Origin of the sequence: Delftia sp. S65, from assembly GCF_016516495.1 — a bacterium.
GTDB lineage: Bacteria > Pseudomonadota > Gammaproteobacteria > Burkholderiales > Burkholderiaceae_C > Comamonas > Comamonas acidovorans.
Window position 1 is genome coordinate 423,763 of record NZ_JACVUR010000001.1, and the last position, 19,916, is coordinate 443,678.

At 67.9% G+C, this 19,916-nt stretch carries 17 protein-coding genes; 9 read left to right on the forward strand and 8 right to left on the reverse strand.

Features of this window, described 5'->3' with window-relative positions; translation table 11 throughout:
- Positions 1-76 precede the first annotated feature (76 nt).
- Positions 77-1,402, forward strand: a complete 1,326-nt coding sequence (locus tag IAE24_RS01845) for a tetratricopeptide repeat protein (RefSeq protein ID WP_013800953.1) — start codon at positions 77-79, stop codon at positions 1,400-1,402.
- Here IAE24_RS01845 and IAE24_RS01850 read toward each other — a convergent pair whose 3' ends face one another.
- The 3 genes from IAE24_RS01850 to argH are packed head-to-tail and all read right to left on the reverse strand — an operon-like array spanning position 1,403 to position 5,420.
- Entirely contained in the window at positions 1,403-2,893 is a 1,491-nt protein-coding gene (locus tag IAE24_RS01850) for a rhomboid family intramembrane serine protease (protein WP_199960024.1), read from the reverse strand.
- 21 nt (positions 2,894-2,914) lie between these two features.
- A complete protein-coding gene (locus IAE24_RS01855) occupies positions 2,915-3,913 on the reverse strand; it encodes a Bug family tripartite tricarboxylate transporter substrate binding protein (RefSeq protein WP_199960025.1) in 999 nt (332 codons plus the stop codon).
- Positions 3,914-3,938: 25 nt separating this feature from the next.
- Positions 3,939-5,420 (reverse strand): argininosuccinate lyase, encoded by a 1,482-nt coding sequence (argH, locus tag IAE24_RS01860; protein ID WP_012207114.1) that lies wholly within the window; start codon positions 5,418-5,420, stop codon positions 3,939-3,941.
- 150 nt (positions 5,421-5,570) lie between these two features.
- On the opposite strand from argH, the gene IAE24_RS01865 reads away from it, so the two are divergent.
- Complete coding sequence (locus IAE24_RS01865; protein ID WP_199960026.1) at positions 5,571-6,725, forward strand: sensor histidine kinase; 1,155 nt, start codon at positions 5,571-5,573, stop codon at positions 6,723-6,725.
- The gene (locus IAE24_RS01870) at positions 6,706-7,467 is read left to right on the forward strand and encodes a LytR/AlgR family response regulator transcription factor (protein WP_012207116.1); all 762 of its coding nucleotides are present in this window, start codon (positions 6,706-6,708) and stop codon (positions 7,465-7,467) included. The genes IAE24_RS01865 and IAE24_RS01870 overlap by 20 nt, the downstream gene beginning before the upstream one ends.
- A 159-nt stretch (positions 7,468-7,626) precedes the next feature.
- On the opposite strand, the gene IAE24_RS01875 is transcribed toward IAE24_RS01870, so the two are convergent.
- Both IAE24_RS01875 and IAE24_RS01880 read right to left on the reverse strand, forming a co-directional pair.
- Entirely contained in the window at positions 7,627-9,114 is a 1,488-nt protein-coding gene (locus IAE24_RS01875; protein WP_012207117.1) for an aminotransferase class V-fold PLP-dependent enzyme, read from the reverse strand.
- Positions 9,115-9,141: 27 nt separating this feature from the next.
- Positions 9,142-9,612: a Rid family detoxifying hydrolase gene (locus IAE24_RS01880; protein WP_012207118.1), complete on the reverse strand. Its 471-nt coding sequence runs from the start codon at positions 9,610-9,612 to the stop codon at positions 9,142-9,144.
- Between the two features lie 230 nt (positions 9,613-9,842).
- Between IAE24_RS01880 and IAE24_RS01885 the strand changes: the two genes are divergently transcribed.
- Genes IAE24_RS01885 through IAE24_RS01895 form a run of 3 tightly spaced genes read left to right on the forward strand, consistent with a single transcriptional unit; the run spans position 9,843 to position 12,331 of the window.
- A complete protein-coding gene (locus IAE24_RS01885; RefSeq protein ID WP_199960027.1) occupies positions 9,843-10,205 on the forward strand; it encodes a hypothetical protein in 363 nt (120 codons plus the stop codon).
- Between the two features lie 54 nt (positions 10,206-10,259).
- Positions 10,260-11,672, forward strand: a complete 1,413-nt coding sequence (locus tag IAE24_RS01890; protein WP_012207119.1) for a cache domain-containing protein — start codon at positions 10,260-10,262, stop codon at positions 11,670-11,672.
- Complete coding sequence (locus IAE24_RS01895) at positions 11,669-12,331, forward strand: response regulator (RefSeq protein WP_097201526.1); 663 nt, start codon at positions 11,669-11,671, stop codon at positions 12,329-12,331. Before IAE24_RS01890 ends, IAE24_RS01895 begins: the two co-directional genes overlap by 4 nt.
- A gap of 28 nt (positions 12,332-12,359) precedes the next feature.
- On the opposite strand, the gene IAE24_RS01900 is transcribed toward IAE24_RS01895, so the two are convergent.
- From IAE24_RS01900 to polA, 3 genes are all read right to left on the reverse strand, one after another.
- Positions 12,360-13,193, reverse strand: a complete 834-nt coding sequence (locus IAE24_RS01900; protein WP_034396735.1) for a ZIP family metal transporter — start codon at positions 13,191-13,193, stop codon at positions 12,360-12,362.
- A gap of 302 nt (positions 13,194-13,495) precedes the next feature.
- Positions 13,496-14,392, reverse strand: a complete 897-nt coding sequence (locus tag IAE24_RS01905) for a dienelactone hydrolase family protein (RefSeq protein WP_199960028.1) — start codon at positions 14,390-14,392, stop codon at positions 13,496-13,498.
- A gap of 57 nt (positions 14,393-14,449) precedes the next feature.
- Entirely contained in the window at positions 14,450-17,293 is a 2,844-nt protein-coding gene (gene polA / locus IAE24_RS01910; protein ID WP_199960029.1) for a DNA polymerase I, read from the reverse strand.
- 72 nt (positions 17,294-17,365) lie between these two features.
- Here polA and IAE24_RS01915 point away from each other — a divergent pair, with 72 nt between their 5' ends.
- The 3 genes from IAE24_RS01915 to IAE24_RS01925 all read left to right on the forward strand — a co-directional run bounded on the left by IAE24_RS01915 (position 17,366) and on the right by IAE24_RS01925 (position 19,799).
- Positions 17,366-17,737, forward strand: a complete 372-nt coding sequence (locus IAE24_RS01915; protein ID WP_043825094.1) for a hypothetical protein — start codon at positions 17,366-17,368, stop codon at positions 17,735-17,737.
- Between the two features lie 125 nt (positions 17,738-17,862).
- Positions 17,863-18,819, forward strand: coding sequence for a homoserine kinase (locus IAE24_RS01920; protein WP_199960030.1), 957 nt, complete (start codon positions 17,863-17,865; stop codon positions 18,817-18,819).
- Between the two features lie 146 nt (positions 18,820-18,965).
- Positions 18,966-19,799, forward strand: coding sequence for a BPSS1780 family membrane protein (locus IAE24_RS01925; protein WP_012207126.1), 834 nt, complete (start codon positions 18,966-18,968; stop codon positions 19,797-19,799).
- Positions 19,800-19,916 lie beyond the last annotated feature (117 nt).

The window sequence follows — 19,916 nt, forward strand, 5'->3', positions numbered from 1 at the left end:
CACCACAGGCCCCGTCAGACTACATACAGCGTGCTGCCTATACTGCGCGGATACAACACAGGGAGAGAGTCCGTCCATGAAGCCGAACCACGTTGCCGTGCCTCAGCCGTTCTGGCACCGGATCAACCAGTTCTTCGCCTTTCCGTTCCAGTCACAGCCGCTGGGCTATGCGCTGCTGCTGTCGCTGGGCAGCCTGCTGTTCAAGGCGCTGTTCTTCCTGCCCGCACCCCTGGCCATCGGGCTGGTGCAGATCGGTATCCTGCTGGCCGCCAGCCGCTATGGTTTCAAGGTGGCAGCGCTGGGTTCGCAGGGCATATCGCGCGCTGCGGACTATCCTCGCCACCTGGACCCGGACTGGACCCATCTGCCCTGGAAGCTGTTCGCCATTTTGGTGGTGCACGGCATCATCGTCGGCTGGTGTGCGCGGGTGAGCCTGGGCATGGCACAGCTGGCCCTGCTGCTGCTGTCCTTTTTGCTGCCGGCCAGCATCATCGTGCTGGTGCAGACGACGGGCTTTTTCTCCGCACTCAATCCGCTGCTGATCCTGGACACGGTGCGCATCATCGGCAAGCCCTATGCGCTGCTGTGCTTTTTTCTGTTCCTGTTGAGCAGCGGTGCGCAGATCGCCATGTCGCTGCTGCTGCCGCTGTTCAGCGGGCTGATCCTGCTGCCGCTGTTCAACTTCGCCATGATCTATTTCGGCTGGGTCATGGCCAGCCTGCTGGGCTATGTGATGTACCAGCACCATGAGGCTCTGGGCATCGACGCCGTGCCCCAGGCAGACAGCGGCCCCGACGGGGCGCCTGCGCGCACGCCCGAACAGATCGCCCGCCAGCAGCTGGACGAGGACGTGGCCGAGCACGTGGCCGCTGGCGACCTGGCCGCCGCGCTGGGCCTGGCCTACGAGGACCAGCGCACCCACCCCGACGACACGCATGCCCAGCGCCGCTACCACCGCTTGCTGCTGCTGTCGGACAAGACGGCCACGCTGCTGGACCACGGCCGGCGCTTCATCGCCCTGCTGCTGCGCCAGGGCCAGACCGCCGAGGCGCTCAAGGTGTTCCAGGCCTGCCGCGCCAAGGAAGCGAGCTTTGCGCTGGACGATGCCGACCAGACACTGGCCCTGGCGCGCAGCACCTGGCGCGCGGGCGATGCTCAGGCGACGCTGACCCTGATCTCGGGCTTCGACAAACGCTTCAAGGGCCATGCCGCCGTGCCCCATGCCTATGAACTGGCGGCGCGCCTGATGCTGCAGGGCTTCGGGCGCCGGGACATGGCCCAGGGCATCCTGGCCACGCTGCAGGCGCGCCATCCCGACAGCGAGGCCACGCAGGAGGTGCGGTGGCTGCTGCGTGACCCGGAACCGGAACAGGGACCGGACCCGCGCCCGGCCCCGCACTGATCACGCCGTGGCCTGGGCCCGGGCCTGCCCGTCGAGCAACAGCCGGGTCACGGCCTCATCGGGCGCCCAGCGCTGCAGTTGTGGCAGCCAGGCGCGGGCGCGCTGTGCCAGCCCCTGCTGCAGCAGGCCGTTGACCAGCAGGCACAGCGTCTCGCCCAGGCCCGGCTGGCCGGGTGCTGCCTGCAGCAGCGCGTGGCACAGCTTCTCGGCATCGTCGAACGCACGGGCACGCGTGAAGCGGCGCACCAGCCTGACCATGTCCTCGGGCGCGATCCTGGCGCCTGGGCGGGCCAGGTCCAGGTAGATGCGGTAACTGGCGTGCTGCCAGGCGAGGGTGGCGGCATCACGGGCCGGCAGCCTGAAGATGCGCCGGGCCGCCCGGTGGAAGTCCTCGCTGGCAGGCGCATAGCGGGCCGCGGCAAACCAGGCCCGCAGCACCTCGGTGTCGGCAGGCCGCAGCTGGGCTGCGGCGCGCCAGGCGCGCAGAGCGCCCTCCATGTCCAGCGCCTGGCCCAGGCGTCGCGCGTTGGCGACATGTGCGTCGAAGCCATCGTCCGGCGCCGAATGGCGGCCCGCCAACGCCGCCCGTGGCTTGCGGCGCAGATGCAGGGCCATCAGGGTCGCTCCTGTGAGCAGGCCGCCCAGGTGGGCCATGTAGCCTGCGCTCTGGCCACTGAAAAAATGCTGCAGCACTTCATTGGCGATCCAGGCTGGCAGCAGGATCAAGGCGGGCGCAGTGACGTAGTTGAAATAAAAAAACAGCTGATAGAAGAAACGGACACGCCGCAACCGGTACATGACGGCGTACATGCCCATCAGGGCCGCCACGGCGCCCGAGGCGCCCAAGCCGTAACTGCCTGTGCCTGCATAGGCCCAGCCCGAAAGCACCGAGCCACCCACGGCGCCCAGCAGATAAAACAACAGATAGGTGCCGCGCCCCAGCATCAACTCGACCGAGAAGCCGAACATGAAGAGAAACAGCATATTGCCCACCAGGTGGCTGGTGTCGACATGCAGGAACGCTGCGGTGATCCAGGTCACCGGGCGCATCGGCGCGTCCAGCGCATAGTTTTTGGCCCAGCGCGTGGTGAAAGGTTCCGGCTGCAACGCCTCGTAGCGGCTACGGTCGGTCTGCCAACGCTCGTGCAGGGGATCGCTTGCGGGCACGATCTGCCCGCTGCGCAGCAGCGCCAGGAATTTCGGCTCCCGCTCCATGCGCTGCAACAGCGGCTCGACCAGGCCCCTCTTCTGCAGCGCCTTTGCCTGCTTTGCCATCGGCGAATCCGTGCGCTGCAGCCAGTCCACGAAGCGCGGCAACTCGATGCCCGGCAGCGCGCTGGCGGCATAGAACTGCGCCGCCGCCTGCTGGGCACGCTCCTCGGAGCGCTGCGGCCCGAAGAACACCAGCACGTTCACGAGGATGATCAGCAGCGTCATCCACGGCGGATTGCTCCAGCGGGGCCGGTCCTCCAGCGGAATCGCGTAGAACATGCGGGACCGCTGGACGCGCGCTTACTGCGGCTGGAAGCCGCTGGTCTGGATGATGCGTTTCCAGACCTGGGTATAGGCCTGCTCGCGCTCGGCCAGCTGTGCGGGCGGCATGTGGCCCACGGTCAGGCCCAGGGCGGTGAGCTGCTCGTGCACATCGGGCTGCTTGAGCACGGTGGCCACGGCGGCGGAGAAGCGGTCGATGAAGGCCTGGGGCGTGCCGCGCGGCGCGTAGATGCCGTAGTAGGGCGTGTCCTCGAAGCCCTTGACGCCCTGCTCGGCCAGCGTGGGCACTTCGGGCATGGTGGCCTGGCGGCGCGTACCCAGCACGCCGATCACGCGCAGCTTGCCGGCCTTGTGGTTTTCCATGAAGTCCTGCACCGAGGCGATGCCGGCCGGAATCTGGTTGCCCAGCATGTCGGCCAGCATGGGCGCGCTGCCCCGGTAGGGCGCGGCCACCAGGTCCAGCTTGTAGTGCTCGCCCAGCAGCCTGACCAGGAATTCCGGCGTGGACGCGGGCGCGGGAATGCCGATGCTGCCGCGCTTTGCGCCCTGGCGCACCCACTCCACATACTCGGCAAGGTTGCGCGCCGGCGTGTTGGCGGAGACCGCCAGCGCGTTCACGAAGGTGGCAAAGCCGGCCACGGGAACGAAATCATGGCCAGGGTCGAAACCCGGCTTCTTCACCACCTGGGGCAGGATGGAGATGGTGTGGTCGTGCGTGAGGAACAGGGTGTGGCCATCGGCCGCAGCCGCCTTGAGCTGCTGCGCCGCGATCTGCCCGCCCGCGCCGGGGCGGTTGTCCACCAGCACCGTGGTGCCCAGCACGTCCTTGAGCCGGTCGGCCAGCAGGCGTGCGATGGCATCCGTGCCGCCGCCCGGCGGAAAGCCCACCAGGATGCGGATGGCCTGCCCGGGCTGTGCCCAGGCCAGCGGAGCCAGGGCCGACGAGGCGGCAGCGGCAGTCACTGCGCCGGCGGCGCGCAGCGCCCCGGTCAGCAGTTGGCGGCGGGAGGATGTCATGGCGCGGCTCCGGCGAACGGGGGGATCAGCCCAGGCGTGCGTTCAGGCGTGCATTCAAGCGCGCCTGGTGGCCTGCCAGCTGCTTGCGCACCTGGGCCGGCGCCGTGCCGCCCAGGGTGTTGCGCGCATTGAGCGAGCCTTCCAGGCTGAGCGCCTCGAAGACGTCGGCCTCGATGCCGGGATTGAAGGCCTGCAGTTCGGCCAGCGGCAGCTCGGTCAGGTCCACGCCCTTTTGCGAGGCCAGCTTGACGGCATGGGCCACGGTCTCGTGCGCGTCGCGGAAGGGCAGGCCCTTCTTGACCAGGTAGTCGGCCAGGTCGGTGGCCGTGGCGTAGCCCTTGAGTGCGGCGGCGCGCATGGCTTCGGCGTTGACGGTGATGCCGCCCTTCTTGCCGCCCGTGGCCGGGTCGGCCTGGCCGCCGATCATCTCGGCGAAGATGCGCAGCGTGTCCTTCAGGGTGTCCACCGTGTCGAACAGCGGCTCCTTGTCTTCCTGGTTGTCCTTGTTGTAGGCCAGGGGCTGGCCCTTCATCAGGGTGATCAGGCCCATCAGGTGGCCGACCACGCGGCCGGTCTTGCCGCGTGCCAGTTCGGGCACGTCGGGGTTCTTCTTCTGCGGCATGATCGACGAGCCCGTGGTGAAGCGGTCGGCGATGCGGATAAAGCCGAAGTTCTGGCTCATCCAGATGATCAGCTCTTCGGACAGGCGGCTCACGTGCACCATGCACAGGCTGGCGGCCGAGGTGAATTCGATGGCGAAGTCGCGGTCGCTGACGCCGTCCAGCGAGTTCTGGCAGACGCCTTCCATGCCCAGGGTGCGGGCCACGCGCTCGCGGTCCAGCGGGTAGGTGGTGCCGGCCAGGGCGGCGCTGCCCAGCGGCAGCACGTTGACGCGGCGGCGCAGGTCCAGCATGCGCTCGGCGTCGCGCTTGAACATTTCCACATAGGCCAGCAGGTGGTGGGCAAAGCTCACGGGCTGGGCCACCTGCAGGTGGGTGAAGCCGGGCAGGATCACGTCAACGTTCTTCTCGGCCACTTCGACCAGGGACAGCTGCAGCTCGCCGAGCAGGCCTTCGATGAGGTCGATCTCGCCGCGCAGCCACAGGCGCACGTCGGTGGCCACCTGGTCATTGCGGCTGCGGCCCGTGTGCAGGCGCTTGCCGGCGTCGCCGACCAGCTGGGTCAGGCGGGCCTCGATGTTCAGGTGCACGTCTTCCAGGTCGAGCTTCCACTCGAACTGGCCGGACTCGATTTCCTGCGTGATCTGCGCCATGCCCTTGCGGATGGACTCGTGGTCGGCGGCGGCGATGATGCCCTGGGCCGCCAGCATCTCGGCATGCGCCAGGCTGCCCGTGATGTCGGCCTGCCACAGGCGCTTGTCGAAGAACACGCTGGAGGTATAGCGCTTGACCAGATCGCTCATCGGCTCTTCAAAGAGAGCGGACCAGGCCTGGGCCTTGGTGTCGAGCTGGTTGTGCGAGGCGGACGTTGGTTGATTGGCAGACATGTGAGGACGCGATCTTCGATTAGGCGGTGCAGGCGGTGGGCGGCACGCCCCCCGCGCGGGCAGGAAGCGAAGATTCTATCGACCTGGGCGGCGCCACGCCCGTGCAGGGGCCTGCATGGGCGGTGTGACCGCTGTGCAGGCCCGCCCGGCATGACCATAATCCGGGCATGCGGCGCGAACCCCACCCGCCGAAACACTACCTGCCGCCCCTTGCCGACCCAGCCGACCGCCACCACCGCCCCGCCGCCCCTGCCTGCGGCGCTGGTCTTCGACGCCTGCAACGTCGGCGTGGTGCTGCGCGCCGTGCTCTTCGTGCAGGCCGTGGCGGCCACGGCTGCGATGTTCGGCGCCGACTCGCTGCTGCAGTGGCTGGAGAACATGGCCCTGCTGACAGGGGCCAGCCTGCCCGGCACCCTGGTCTGGCTGGTGGCGGCCTGCCTGCTCAAGCATCCGCTGCAGCGCCTGCCGTCCGCCGGGCAGTACGCGGCCGGCGTGCTGCTGGGCATGGCGGCCGGGCTGTATGCCTGCGCCATGCTGCAACTGGCAGGCGGCACCAGCGCCCCCTGGCTGGCCAGCGCCATGTCCGGCGGACTGCTGGCTGCCCTGCTGGTGGCCGCCCTGGTGCTGCGCGCACGCGGCCACACCCCCGCCGACACGCAGGCGCGGCTGGCCGAGCTGCAGTCGCGCATACGCCCGCATTTCCTGTTCAACACGCTCAACAGCGCCATCGCCCTGGTGCGTGCCGAGCCCGCCAAGGCCGAGGCCCTGCTGGAAGACCTCAGCGACCTGTTCCGCTACGCGCTGGCCGAGCCGCACAGCACGACCACGCTGGCCGAGGAGATCGAGCTGGCCCAGCGCTACCTGGCCATCGAGCAGGTGCGCTTCGGCGAACGGCTGCAGGTGCGCTGGCAACTGGACCCTGCCGCCCACGGCGCCCTGCTGCCGCCGCTGCTGCTGCAGCCGCTGGTGGAAAACGCCATACGCCATGGCGTGGAGCCCAGCGCACGCGGCGGCAAGCTGCAGGTGCGCACCGAGCGCCGTGGCGATCTGGTGGAGGTGCGCATCACCAACACCCTGCCCACCGAGATCGATTCCGCCAGCGCAGCTGGCACGCGCGGCAACGGCATTGCGCTGGCCAATGTGCGCGCCCGGCTGTCGCTGCTGCACGACCTGCAGGCCCACCTCACGGCGCGCACGCTCAAGGGCCATTTCGTGGTGCGCATCAGCCTGCCGCTGGCTGCGCCTGCCAGCCACCCCACGAAGGCCGTATCGAAGAAGAAGGACCATGCACATCCTGATCGTTGACGACGAAGCCCTGGCCCGCGCGCGACTGCGCACCCTGCTGGCCGATGTGGAAGCCTGCACGGGCACCGGCCCGCACCAGGTCAGTGAAGCGGCAGACGCGCGCCAGGCCATGGCCGTGCTGCAGGCGCCGGGCCCGCGCGCCGTGGAACTGGCACTGCTGGACATCCACATGCCGGGCCAGGACGGCCTGGCCCTGGCGCACGCACTGCGCCGCCTGCCGCTGCCGCCTGCCGTGGTCTTCGTCACCGCCCATGCCGGCCATGCGGTCGAGGCCTTCGACCTGGACGCCGCCGACTACCTGACCAAGCCCGTGCGCCGCGAGCGCCTGCAGCAGGCCCTGGCCAAGGCCGCACGCACGGCGGTGCACCAGACGGCCGAGCGCGACAGCGGCCCCGTGCTGCTGATACAGGACCGGGGCACCACCGTGCGCCTGCCTCTGTCCGAAGTGCTCTACCTCAAGGCCGAACAGAAATACGTGACCGTGCGCACCGTGGGCCGCAGCTACATCCTCGACGGCGCCCTGGCCGACCTGGAAACCCGCCACGCCGACCACCTGCTGCGCGTGCACCGCAACGCGCTGGTGGCCCGCAGCGCCCTGCGCGCCCTGGAACGCCACGACGACCCCACCGAAGGCGAAGGCTGGGCCCTGCGCCTGCACGGCATCCCCGAACTGCTCATGGTCTCGCGCCGCCAGCTCCCCCAGGTCCGCGCCGCCATCCGCGACGAAGGACAGCCCGGCTGAGGCGCAGGGCGGCCCAAGACAGCCCCCTGCGCCAGAAAGCACGCCCCCAACACAAGCATGGCCCAACGCGAGGGACACCGAGCAAGGGCCGCCCCGCAGCGAGGGTGTCGTCCCCCTCCGCGAAGCGAGAAGGGGGAAGCCGCGAAGCGGCTCAGGGGGTCAAGCCATCTTTCTAGACAGATCCCACATCGCATCCACCAGCAGATCGACGTCCCGCGCGTCATGCCACAGGTGCGTGGAGACGCGCACGCCGTAGTGGTCTGCCGCCGCGCCGATCACGGGGAAGTTGGAGTTGCGGATCACGAAGCCCTGCGGATAGTCGCTGAGCATGCGCGCCACGAAGGTCGATGACTTGGTCCCGTTCATCACGTCGTCCTTGTTCTGGAACGGGTTGAAGCAGGTCAGCGCCGACAGCAGCTTGGGATCGTCCTTGGGCGAGTACAGCGAGTCCACGCCCCAGCGCTCGACGATCTTTTCCTTGAGGTAGGACGACAGCGTCAGGTCATAGGTCTCGATCTTCTTGCGGCCGATGCTGTCCCACTGCGCGCAGGCCTGGGCCAGCGCCATGAACATGGGCGTGTGCACGCTGCCGCAGGAGGTGACCGAGGCGGCGATGTCGTAGGTCTCCTTGGCCGTGGTCGTGCGCTCCAGCGCCGGGTAGGCGCTGGTGTGCACCGGGTACCACTTGGGCAGGGGCAGCGGGTTGGAGGCGCGCATCTTGTTGCGGATGATGAGGATGCCCGTCGAGCCCGGGCCGCACTGCCACTTGTGGCCCGCGCCGGACATGAAGTCCATGCCCAGCTCCGCATAGTTGTAGGCCATCATGCCCGGCAGGTGGGCGCCGTCCACGATGCTGATCAGGCCATGCGCCTTGACCACGCCCATCAGGTCGGCGATGGGCAGCATGGTGCCGGTCTTGTAGGTGGGCGAGGACCACATCATGGCGCGCACGCGCTTGCCCTGGGCCTTGAGCGCGCGGATGCGCTCGTCGAACAGGTTCACGTAGGTGGCGGCCGTCTGGTTGTTGCCCACGGGCAGCGCAATGCGCGAGACCTCGATGCCGTAGCGGTCCTGGGCGATCTTCAGCGGCGTGTCGCCGCCGCCGTGCTCGTGGTTGGTGGTGACCACCACGTCGCCGCGCTGCCAGTCGATGCCCAGGATGGCATGGCACATGCCCGAGGAGGTGTTGGCCGAGAAGGCCAGCTCGTCGGCATCCACGCCAAAGCCCGGCGCCACCTGCTTGCGCAGGTCCAGCAGGTTGCTGTAGCCGTTGCCCGAGTCGGCGGCCTTCTTGCGGTTTTCGGTATCGAACACGTCGAGCACCAGCTTGGGCATGGAGCCGGCCGTGCCGATGTTCATGTAGGTCTTCTCGGGCTTGAGGATGAACATGCTCTGCACGTCGGTCCAGAAGGCTTCGTCGCGCATGAGCTGCTCGCGCAGCGCGGCGGCCGAGGTCTGGGCGTTGCCGCTGCCGCAGGCGGCCAGCAGCGGGCCCAGCGTGGCGGCGCCGGTGCCGTAGCCCAGCATGCGCAGGAAGTCGCGGCGCTTGGAAGTCCAGCGCGCGGGATAGCCGGATTCGCCGGCGGCCGCAGTGGCGGTCAGGGATGTGGCCTGCTCGGCCGCGATCTGGGGGTGTCGTGCGTTCATGCGGTCCTCCTGTCGTTGCGCAAGCGGTCAGCGGCGGCCGACGATGGCCGAGATTTCGATCTTCACATCGCGCGGCAGGCGCGCCACCTCCACCGTCGCCCGAGCGGGGGCGCCGGTCTTGAAGTACTCGCCATAGACCTTGTTCATGGCGGCGAACTCGTTGAGGTCCTTCATGAAGACCGAGGTGGACAGCACATCCTCATAGCCCAGTCCCTGGGACTTGAGCTTGGCGCCGATGTGGTCGAGCACGGCGCGCGTCTGCTCTTCGATGGTGGCGCCCTGGATGGCCGTGCCCTGTGCGTTCAGCGGCAGCACGCCCGAGAAGTAGATGGTGTTGCCATGCGCCACCATCTGCGAGTACGGGCCGATGGCCGGGTAGATCTGCGTGGTGGACAGCACCTCGCGCTTGTTGGGCGCAGCGCAACCCACCAGCGCCGCCGCCGTCACCGCCACCCCGCATGCCAGCGCCATGCGCCCCAGGTTCGTTCGAATATCCATGGTATTGCCCTTCTCAAACAAAAATACAAGCTGCCACTGCCGTGCCACGCATTACTGCATTGGCGTTGTGGAAACACTTTGTCACCATTAACCAAGTCCTCAGAGGTGACCTGAATCATCGATACAAAATGATTCGAATTCGTGATTTCACGGAGAAATTCTAGGCAGGGATCTGGGGCATTCGATAATGAATTTTCCCCTACGCACCACTACGCACACGGACCCACGCAGTGCTACGCAGCCCTTCAACATTCTTTGAAAACAATGGTTTGGCACGGAATCTGCTCAACAACAAGCAGCACATCAGGCATCAGAGGGACGGCGCACCACAATACGGCAAAACGATTATCCAAAACCCCAAAAAGGGGAGTACGCACCAAGAAAATGCATCTCGGATTTCCAGTATCCATGGGATATTGTTTCGCACCCAAAAACTATTTTCCATGGTGTTTACCTTGGGATATTCAAACGCCTTTTCACGCGCGCGTGAATCCGTGTGGATATACGGGGCGCGCAGGCCATTGGAAAATACAGCGCGTGCCATTCAAAGGCCGCCGCCCTGGCGCTGGCGGCATGCGCGCAAGCCCTGTTGACAAGGCCCGGCCACTGGGCGGAAAAGATCGTCGGTGCACCCCACACAGGCTCCCATGCAACTTCCGCTGAAACTTGCACTTCTGTCGATTGCCGCCATCGCGCTCGCCCTGGGCCTGGTCGCGGCGACCGTGCAGCACCAGACCCTGGAGCTGGCCCACCAGGAACGGGAACTGGTCGAGACCGCCTACCTGCACAGCAAGGAGACGGAGCTGCGCCACTACGTCCAGCTGGCGACCACGGCGCTGACGCGCATCAAGTCCAGCGGCGAGGAACAATCCGTGCAGCGGCGCCAGGCGCTGGAGATGCTGTCGCGCATGCAGTTCGGCGAGGACGGCTACTTCTTTGTCTACGACGAACACGGCAACGTGCTGCTGGATGCGCGCCAGATGGGCCTGTCGGGCGTGGACCTGTGCGATCCCAACAGCCCCGGCGGCGCAGGACCCGCCCGGATCATCCTGGACGCCGCGCGCAGCGGCGGTGGCCTGGTGCGCTACCAGTGGCAAAAACCGTCATCGCTGCGTACCGAGGCCAAGCTTGCCTACGTGGCCACGGTGCCCGAATGGGGCTGGTCGCTGGGCACGGGCCTGTACCTGGACGATGTGGAGCAGGCGCTGCGCCAGATCGACGAGAGCGCCCAGGCCAACATCGCGGCCACGCGCTGGCGCATCTTCGGCATTGCGGCGCTGTGCATCGTGCTCATCGGCGTGGCGGGGCTGGTCTTCAATCTCAGCGATCACCGCGTGTCCAGCAACAAGCTGCAGCGGCTGGCCCAGCGCGTGGTGCATTCGCAGGAAGAGGAACGCACGCGCGTGGCGCGCGACCTGCATGACGGCGTGGTGCAGGTGCTGGTCTCCTCCAAGTTCCTGCTGGAGACGGCCCAGGCCCAGCTCAGGCGGCTGGCCGCGCAGGACCCGGCCACGGCCCAGCGCATGGTGGACCAGGGCCTGGAGCAGCTCAACCACGCGCTGGTGGAGATACGGCGCGTATCCCACGGCCTGCGCCCCGCCCTGCTGGACGACCTGGGCCTGGCCCCGGCCCTGGCGCTGATGAGCCAGCAGATGCAGGCCGAGGACGGCCTGCGCATGCAATTCGGCTGCCGCGGCGAGACGCGCTTTCTGCCGCCCAGCCACGCCACGGCCCTGTTCCGCGTGGCCCAGGAGGCCGTGACCAATGCGCAAAACCATGCCCAGGCCACGCGCATCGATGTCAGCCTGCACTTTCAGCGCCGCCGCGTGGTGCTGCAGGTCAGCGACGACGGCCAGGGCTTCGACATGCGCCGCGTGCAGCGCGACCGCCAGGGCGGCATCGGCCTGCGCAACATGCGTGAGCGCATCGAAGGCCTGGGCGGCCACCTGTCCATCAGTTCGGGGCGCCGGGGCACCCGGCTGGTCGCCGTGCTCTACCGCGATGGCGGCATGCCGCTGTCTCCCTCACCGGAATTCGAACTCCCACGGGCCGCTGCATGAACCCCATGATCCGCATCCTCCTGGTGGACGACCACCCTCTCGTGCGCGACGGCGTGTCCATGCGCCTGCAGGCCACGGACCATATCCGTGTGGTGGGCGAGGCCGCCAGCGTGGACCAGGCCCTGCCGCTGGCCCGCGAGCTGTCGCCCGACCTGGTGGTCACCGACATCCGCATGCCGGGCGCCAGCGGCATCGACCTGGCCGCGCTGTTCCGCGATCAGTTCCCTCTGGTGCGCGTGCTGGTGCTGTCCATGCACGAAGACCCCGAATACGTGCGCCGCGCCGTGGCGCTGGGCGCACGCGGCTATGTGCTCAAGGACGCGCCTGCGCAGCAGCTCATCGAGGCCATAGACCGGGTCTACGCCGGCGGCCTGTATTTCAGCCCCGGCCTGCAGCCCGTGGCCGAAGAAGACGGCAGCGCGTCCGGGCCCCGACGCGCCCTCACGCCGCGCGAGGCCAGCGTGCTGCAGTGGATCTCGGAGGGCCGCTCCAACAAGGAAATCGCCGCGCTCATGGGCACCTCGGTGCGCACCGTGGAAACCCACCGCCTGCACCTGCGCCGCAAGCTGCGCATCGACGGCCATGCGGCCTTCATCAAGTACGCGGTGGATTACGCCGACCTGCTGGGGACGGCACCCCAGGAGGCCCGCGCAGGCTAGGACCCGCGCCTCTGCCTCAACATCAGCCTCAGTGCGCGTGCGCCGCGCGGCTGACCACGGTGACCAGCACGATGCCCAGCATCAGCCAGCCCACCTGGGCCACGGTCTCGCGTGCGCTCAGGCGCTTTTGCAGCTGGGGAATCAGGTCGGCCAGCGCCACGTAGATGAAGCTGCTGGAGGCCACGGCCAGGAAGTACGGCAGCAGTTCCTGCAGCTGTCCCACCAGGAAATAGCCGCCAATGCCGCCCAGCGTGGTCACGGCCCCGGCCATGGACACCTTGATCAGCGCCACGCGCCGGTTGGAACTGGACTGGCGCAGCACCACGATGTCGCCCATGTGGTGCGGCACCTCGTGGGCCAGCACCGACACCGCCGCGATCAGCCCCAGGCGCATGTCGGCCATGAAGGCGGAGGCGATCAGCACGCCATCGCCGAAGCAGTGCACGCTGTCGCCGGTCAGCACCGCCCAGCCGCCGTGGCGGTGGCCATGATGGTGGTCATGGGAATGGTCATGGGCGTGGCCCTGGTGATCGTGATGTTCGTGGTGATCGTGCTCATGGGCCGGCGGCGCGCCGTGCTCATGCCCGTGGTGCCACAGCTCGGCCTTGGACAGCAGGAAAAAGAACACCAGGCCCACCAGCAGCGTCACGAACAGGTCATGCGCCCCGGCCTCGCTCTCGAAGGCTTCGGGCAAGAGGTGCATGAAGGCCGTGGCCAGCAGCGCGCCCGCCGCCAGGCTCAACAGCCGCTGCGGCATCATGCCCGGCGAGCGATTGCCTCCCAGCCCCATCAACAACGCGGCCACCCAGACGCTGCCAATACCGGCGGCCAGGGTGGCCAGAATGATTGCTACCAATGTCATAGCGATTTGTGCTTCAACCGTATGCCCTTGCAGGCGAAACCCGCGAATTCTCGCAGAAAGACAGGCCCCATCGCAGCCGTGGCCTGCGATCCCATGAAGGAAGCAGGCCACGGTGTCGGGTGCCCTCGGTTTCAGCCTACAGAAGCTGTCAAGCCCCCCTGCGCGAATAAAGTTGAAAGCCAGTCAGCAATACCTTAAAAACTGGCGCGTCCTCACACCAGGGACACCGAGGAAGGGCCGCCCCGCACCGAGGGTGTCGTCCCCCTCCCGCGAAGCGAGAGAGGGGGAAGCGGCGCAGCCGCTCAGGGGGTCACCCCATGCTTATTGAACCAGGCCAGCATTTTCTGCCAGCCGTCGCGCGCAGCCTGCTCGCGGTAGCTGGGCCGGTAGTCGGCATGGAAGGCGTGCGGCGCCTCCGGGTAGATCACGAACTCCGAGGCCTTGGCCGCTGCCGAGCCCTGCTTGAGCGCCTCGCGCATGCGCTCCACGGATTCCAGCGGAATGCCCGTGTCCTGCCCGCCATACAGGCCCAGCACCGGCGCCTTGAGGCTGGAGACCAGCTCCAGCGGATGGCGTGGCTGCAGCGCCGTCTTGGCGCCTTCCAGCCGGCCGTACCAGGCCACGCCGGCCTTGACCGGGCCATGGGCCGCATACAGCCAGGTGATGCGTCCGCCCCAGCAAAAGCCCGTGATGGCCACGCGCGCCGTGTCGCCGCCCTGGGTGCCGGCCCATTGCACGGCGCCGTCCAGGTCGGCCATGACCTGCTCGTCGGGCACCTTGGAGACCAGCTCGCTCATGAGCTTGGCGATGTCGGCATAGGTCTTGGGATCACCCTGGCGCGCATACAGATCGGGGGCAATGGCCAGGTAGCCGGCACGCGCCAGGCGGCGGCAGGTGTCGGCAATGTATTCGTGCACGCCGAAGATCTCGGAGATCACCAGCACCACGGGCACATTCTTCTTGCCCGCGGGCGCGGCGCGGTAGGCGGGCACCTTGAAGCCGTTCACGGTGAAATGCACCTCGCCGGCCGTCAGGCCGTCGGCCGGCGTGGAGATGGCGGTCTGCGCCATGAGCGGCGTGGCCGCTGCGGCATAGCCCAGGCCCAGGGCCGTCTGCAATGCCAGGCGCCGCGTGGGCCCCTCTTCGCTGCTGCGCCCCGGAACCAGGGCCTTCAGGTCTTGCTGCTGATCGTCACGCATGCATCTCTCCTTGGTGGTGGTTGAGAACCGGCCAAGTCTACGATGCCTGCGTGAAGCTCAATGTGCCTTGTCCCAGTTGGGTCCCAGGCCCACCTCGGCGAGCAGCGGCACCTTCAGGTCGGCCACGCCGGCCATCAGGCGCGGGATTTCGGTGCGCACCCAGTCCGACTCGCCTTCGGGCAGCTCGAACACCAGTTCGTCGTGCACCTGCATGATGACGCGGACCTCGGACTGCCTGGCATCGAGCTCGGCCTGCACCGCCACCATGGCCTTCTTGATCAGGTCGGCCGCCGTGCCCTGCATGGGCGCGTTGATGGCCTGCCGTTCGGCCGCCTTCTTGCGCGGGCCGCTGCCGCCGTTGATGTCCACCAGGTACAGGCGGCGGCCGAAGACGGTTTCCACGTAGCCATGGTCGCGCGCGAATTCCACCGTCTCGTCCATGTAGCGCTTGACGCCCGGATAGCGCTGGAAATAGCGGTCGATGTAGGCGGCCGCGGCCTTGGTCTCTATGCCCAGGTTCTTGGCCAGGCCAAAGCTGCTCATGCCGTAGATCAGCCCGAAGTTGATGACCTTGGCATAGCGGCGCTGCTCGCTGCTGACCTGCTCCAGCTCCACGTTGAAGACTTCCGATGCCGTGGCACGGTGCACGTCGCGGCCTTCGTGGAAGGCGCGCAGCAGGGACTCGTCGCCCGAAAGGTGGGCCATGATGCGCAGCTCGATCTGCGAGTAGTCGGCGCTGGCGATCACATGGCCGGGCGCGGCAATGAAGGCCTCGCGCACGCGCCGGCCTTCGGGCGTGCGGATGGGGATGTTCTGCAGGTTGGGGTCGTTGCTGGACAGGCGCCCCGTCACGGCCACGGCCTGGGCGTAGTGCGTGTGCACGCGGCCCGTGCGCGGCAGCGCCAGCTGGGCCAGCTTGTCGGTATAGGTGCCCTTGAGCTTGGACAGGCTGCGGTGCTCCAGCAGCTTGGCGGGCAGCGGATAGTCCTCGGCCAGCTTCTCCAGCACCTCTTCGTCGGTGCTGCGTGCGCCGGTGGCCGTCTTCTTGACCACGGGCATGCCCAGCTTGTCGAAGAAGATTTCGCCCAACTGCTTGGGGCTGGCCAGGTTGAAGGGCTGGCCCGCGATGTCGTAGGCCTCCTGCTCCAGCTGCACGATGCGCTGGCCCAGGTCGTTGCTCTGCTTGGCCAGCGTGGCGGCATCAATGAGCACGCCGTTGCGCTCTATGCGGAACAGGGCCTCGCTGGTGGCGATCTCCAGCTCGTAGACGCCGCGCAGGCCGTCGTTGGCCTGCAGCTGCGGCCACAGTACGCGGTGCACGTCCAGGGTCTGGTCGGCATCCTCGCAGGCATAGGCGGCAGCCTTGTCCACGGGCACCTGGGCGAACGGGATCTGGTGGGCGCCCTTGCCGCACAGGTCTTCATAGCTGATGCCCGTGCGGTTGGTGTGGCGCAGCGCCAGGCTGGCTAGGCCGTGCGGGCGGTGCACTTCCAGCACATAGCTTTGCAGCATGGTGTCGTGCACATAGCCGTGCACCTCGATGCCGGCATTGGCGAAGACATGGCGGTCGTACTTGACGTGCTGGCCCAGCTTGGGCCGGGCCGCATCCTCCAGCCAGGGCTTGAGGCGCTGCAGCACCTCGTCGGCCGGCAGTTGCTCGGGCGCGTCGGGGCCGGCATGGCGCAGGGGAATGTAGGCAGCGGCGCCGGGCTCCACGCTCAGCGAGATGCCCACGATCTCGGCACGCATCTCGTCCAGCGAGGTGGTTTCGGTATCCAGGGCCGTGAGTTCGGCGGCGTTGATCTTGGCCAGCCACTGGTCGAACGCTTCCCAGGTCAGCACCACGTCATAGTCCAGCGGGCGCTGCTGGACGGCCTCGGCCTCGGTGGTGGCGTCGTCGGATTCGGCCTGCTCCTGGGCAAACATGTCGCCCGTGGACTGGTCGGCACGCGGCTTGGCCGCTGGCTTGCGGCCGGCCTTGACGGCTTCCAGCGCATCGGGCTCGGGCGCGGCACCGCCGAGCATGCGCGCCAGGCCCTTGAAGCCGTAGCGCTCATAGAAGTCGCGCAGCGGCGCGGTATCGGGCTCGCGCGGCGCCAGCGCGTCGAGCACCGGCAGGGTGGGCACTTCGGCGCTCAGGTCGCAGTCGGTCTTCATGGTGACCAACTGGCGGCTCAGCGCCAGCTGGCCCGAGGCGATGGCATCGCGCAGGTTCTGGCCGGCCACGCCCTTGATGCCGTCGGCCGCAGCAATCAGGCCGTCGAGCGAGCCGTGCTCGGCCAGCCACTTGACGGCCGTCTTGGGGCCCACCTTGGACACGCCGGGCACGTTGTCCACGGCATCGCCGACCAGGGCCTGGTAGTCGATCATCTGCGTGGGCGGCACACCGAACTCGGCCGTCACGCCGGCCACGTCGCGGCGCTTGCCGCTCATGGTATCCATCACCATGATGTGGGAGTCCACCAGCTGGGACAGGTCCTTGTCGCCACTGGAGATCACCACGTTCACGCCCTGGGCGGCGGCCGTCTTGGCCAGGGTGCCGATCACGTCGTCGGCCTCCACGCCCTGGATGGCCAGCACGGGCCAGCCCAACAGGCGGACCACTTCATGGATGGGCTCGATCTGCGAGCGCAGATCGTCGGGCATGGGCGAGCGGTGCGCCTTGTATTCGGGGTAGAGCGTGTCGCGGAAGGTGGGTCCGCTGGTATCGAACACGCAGACGGCGTAGTCGGCCGCCACTTCCTTCCTGATCGCCTGGAGCATGTTGATCATGCCGCGGATGGCGCCCGTGGCGGGGCTTTCCGGGTTGCCGGGCTCGGCGCGCAGGTCCGGCATGGCGTGGTAGGCGCGGTAGAGGTAGCTGGAGCCGTCGATCAGCACCAGGGTCTTGGAATTGCTCATGCGCCGATTGTGCACGCGCCGGCAGGGTGACAGGGCGGGACAGCGCCCGCTGCAAGTTCTACAATGGAGCCTATGCGCGCCGCTCCACTTTTCATCTTCCTGACCCTGGCCGCCAGCTCCGTGCTGGCCCAGAACCCCACGCCTGCCCCGGCTGCCTCCACCGCTCCTGCGACGGCGACCGAGCAGACCGCGCCGGACACGGCCAAGCCCGAGGGCCGCGACCGAACCAACCAGCGCGTGGAACACATCCATGTGGAAGATGGCGGCAGCCGCGTTGACGAGCTGCGCGTGGGCGGCCAGACCCGCAGCATCACCGTGCAGCCCAAGGTCGGCGACATGCCTTCGTATGAAGTGCAGTCCAACGACGGCGCCCGTTCCTCGCGCAACCGCGGCGATGGCGACGGCACCAACGGCACGCGCGTCTGGAACCTCAAGAAGTTCTGATCCTCACCGGACTGTCCGGGTCCCCGGCCCGGCGGCATCCCAGGGGGCAGCACCTGACGGCGCTGCCCTCTTTCCATATCTGACGACAACGATTTCCGCCGCGCCCTGAAGGCCGGCAATGCAACATGGCCGTTTTCACCGAAGTCTCCGACAAAGACGCGCGCGAGCTGCTGCGCCGCATGTCCCTGGGTTCCTTCAAGGAGCTGCGCGGCATCCAGGGCGGCATAGAGAACACCAACTACTTTCTCACCACCGAACAGGGCGAGTGGGTGCTGACGCTGTTCGAGCGCCTGACGGCCGAGCAACTGCCCTTCTACCTGTACCTGATGAAGCACCTGGCGCAGGCCGGCATTCCCGTGCCCGACCCGCAGGCCGAGACGCGCAGCGGCGACATCCTGCTGAGCGTGTGCGGCAAGCCGGCCTCCATCGTCAACCGCCTGCCCGGCAAGAGCGAGCTGGCGCCCCAGCCCGCGCACTGCGCCGCCGTGGGCGAGATGCTGGCGCGCATGCACCTGGCCGGACGCGACTACGATCGCCAGCAGCCCAATCTGCGCAGCCTGCCCTGGTGGAACGAGACCGTGCCCACGGTCATCCCGCACATAGACGCACCCACGGCCGACCTGCTGCGCTCCGAGCTGGCCTTCCAGAACCATGTGGCCGCCTCGCCCGCGTATGCGGCGCTGCCGCGCGGCCCCGTGCACGCCGACCTGTTCCGCGACAACGTGATGTTCGATGGCGAGCGCCTGACCGGCTTCTTCGATTTCTACTTCGCAGGCGTGGACAGCTGGCTGTTCGACCTGGCCGTGTGCCTCAACGACTGGTGCATCGAACACGCCACCGGCGCCCATGACGCCACCAAGGCCAGGGCCATGATCGACGCCTACCAGTCGGTGCGCCCCCTGACCCCAGCCGAGCGCGAGCTGTTCAACCCCATGCTGCGCGCGGGCGCGCTGCGCTTTTGGATTTCCCGCCTGTGGGATTTCCACCTGCCGCGCGAGGCCTCCATGCTCGTTCCCCACGACCCCACCCATTTCGAGCGCGTGCTGCGCCAGCGCCTGGCCCACCCGGTGGCGCTGGACTGACGTCCGAAGACCGCCACAGCGCGGCCGACAGAGGGCTTTGCGGTCCACGGGCCGCGCGTCCTCGGGTACAGTCCCCGTTCGGGCGCCAGCGGCGCGGCCCATGCCAGAGGCCATGCCCCATCCAGGCGCCCCGACTTCCTCACCCCATGAAACTTCTCATCGTTCCCGCCCGTACCGGCCTGCAATGGGTGCAGCAGGGCATCCGCACCTTCCGCCAGCAGCCGCTGGCACTGGCGGCGCTGTTCTTTCTGTCGATGGCGGCCATGTCGCTGGTCACGGTGCTGCCGCTGATCGGCCCCGTGATCGCGCTGGGCCTGCTGCCGGCCACCTCGCTGGCCATGATGGTGGCGGCGGCCGAGGCATCGCACGGGCGTGCGCCCACGCCGGCCCTGCTGCTGGTGGCCTTTCGCACCGGGCGCCAGCGCCTGAACTCCATGCTCACGCTGGGCGCCATGTATGCGGCAGGCTTCCTGCTGATCATGGGCCTGTCCATGCTGGTGGACGACGGCCAGTTTGCCAACGTCTACCTGGGCGGCGAGCCGCTGACGCGCGAGATCGCCGAGTCGCCCGACTTCCAGGCCGCCATGTGGCTGAGCATGGGCCTGTACCTGCCGCTGTCACTGCTGTTCTGGCACGCGCCGGGGCTGGTGCACTGGCACAACGTGCCGCCGGTCAAGGCCGTGTTCTTCAGCCTGGTGGCCTGTGTGCGCAACATCGGCGCGCTGGTGGTCTTCGGCCTGAGCTGGATGGGCGTGTTCATCGTGGCCGGCATCGTGATGGCCCTGATCTCGGCCGTGCTGGCCCAGGTGCTGGGCAGCATTGCCAACGGCCTGATGATCGGCACGGCCATGCTGCTGGCCGCCATGTTCTTCACCTCCATCGTCTTCACCTTCCGTGACTGCTTTGCAGCGCCCGATGAAAGCGATGGCAGCGACGCCATCGGCACCGAGCCGCCTGCGCCGCCCGGACTGTCCGGCTGAGCGCCTCGCCACTGCCCCCCCCAAGCCCCTTTCAAGGGGCTTTTTCTTTGGACCTTTCTTCGAGCCTCTTCTTTGGCTTTTTTGACGGGCCGTATCGCGTGGCACCCCTCGCCTGGC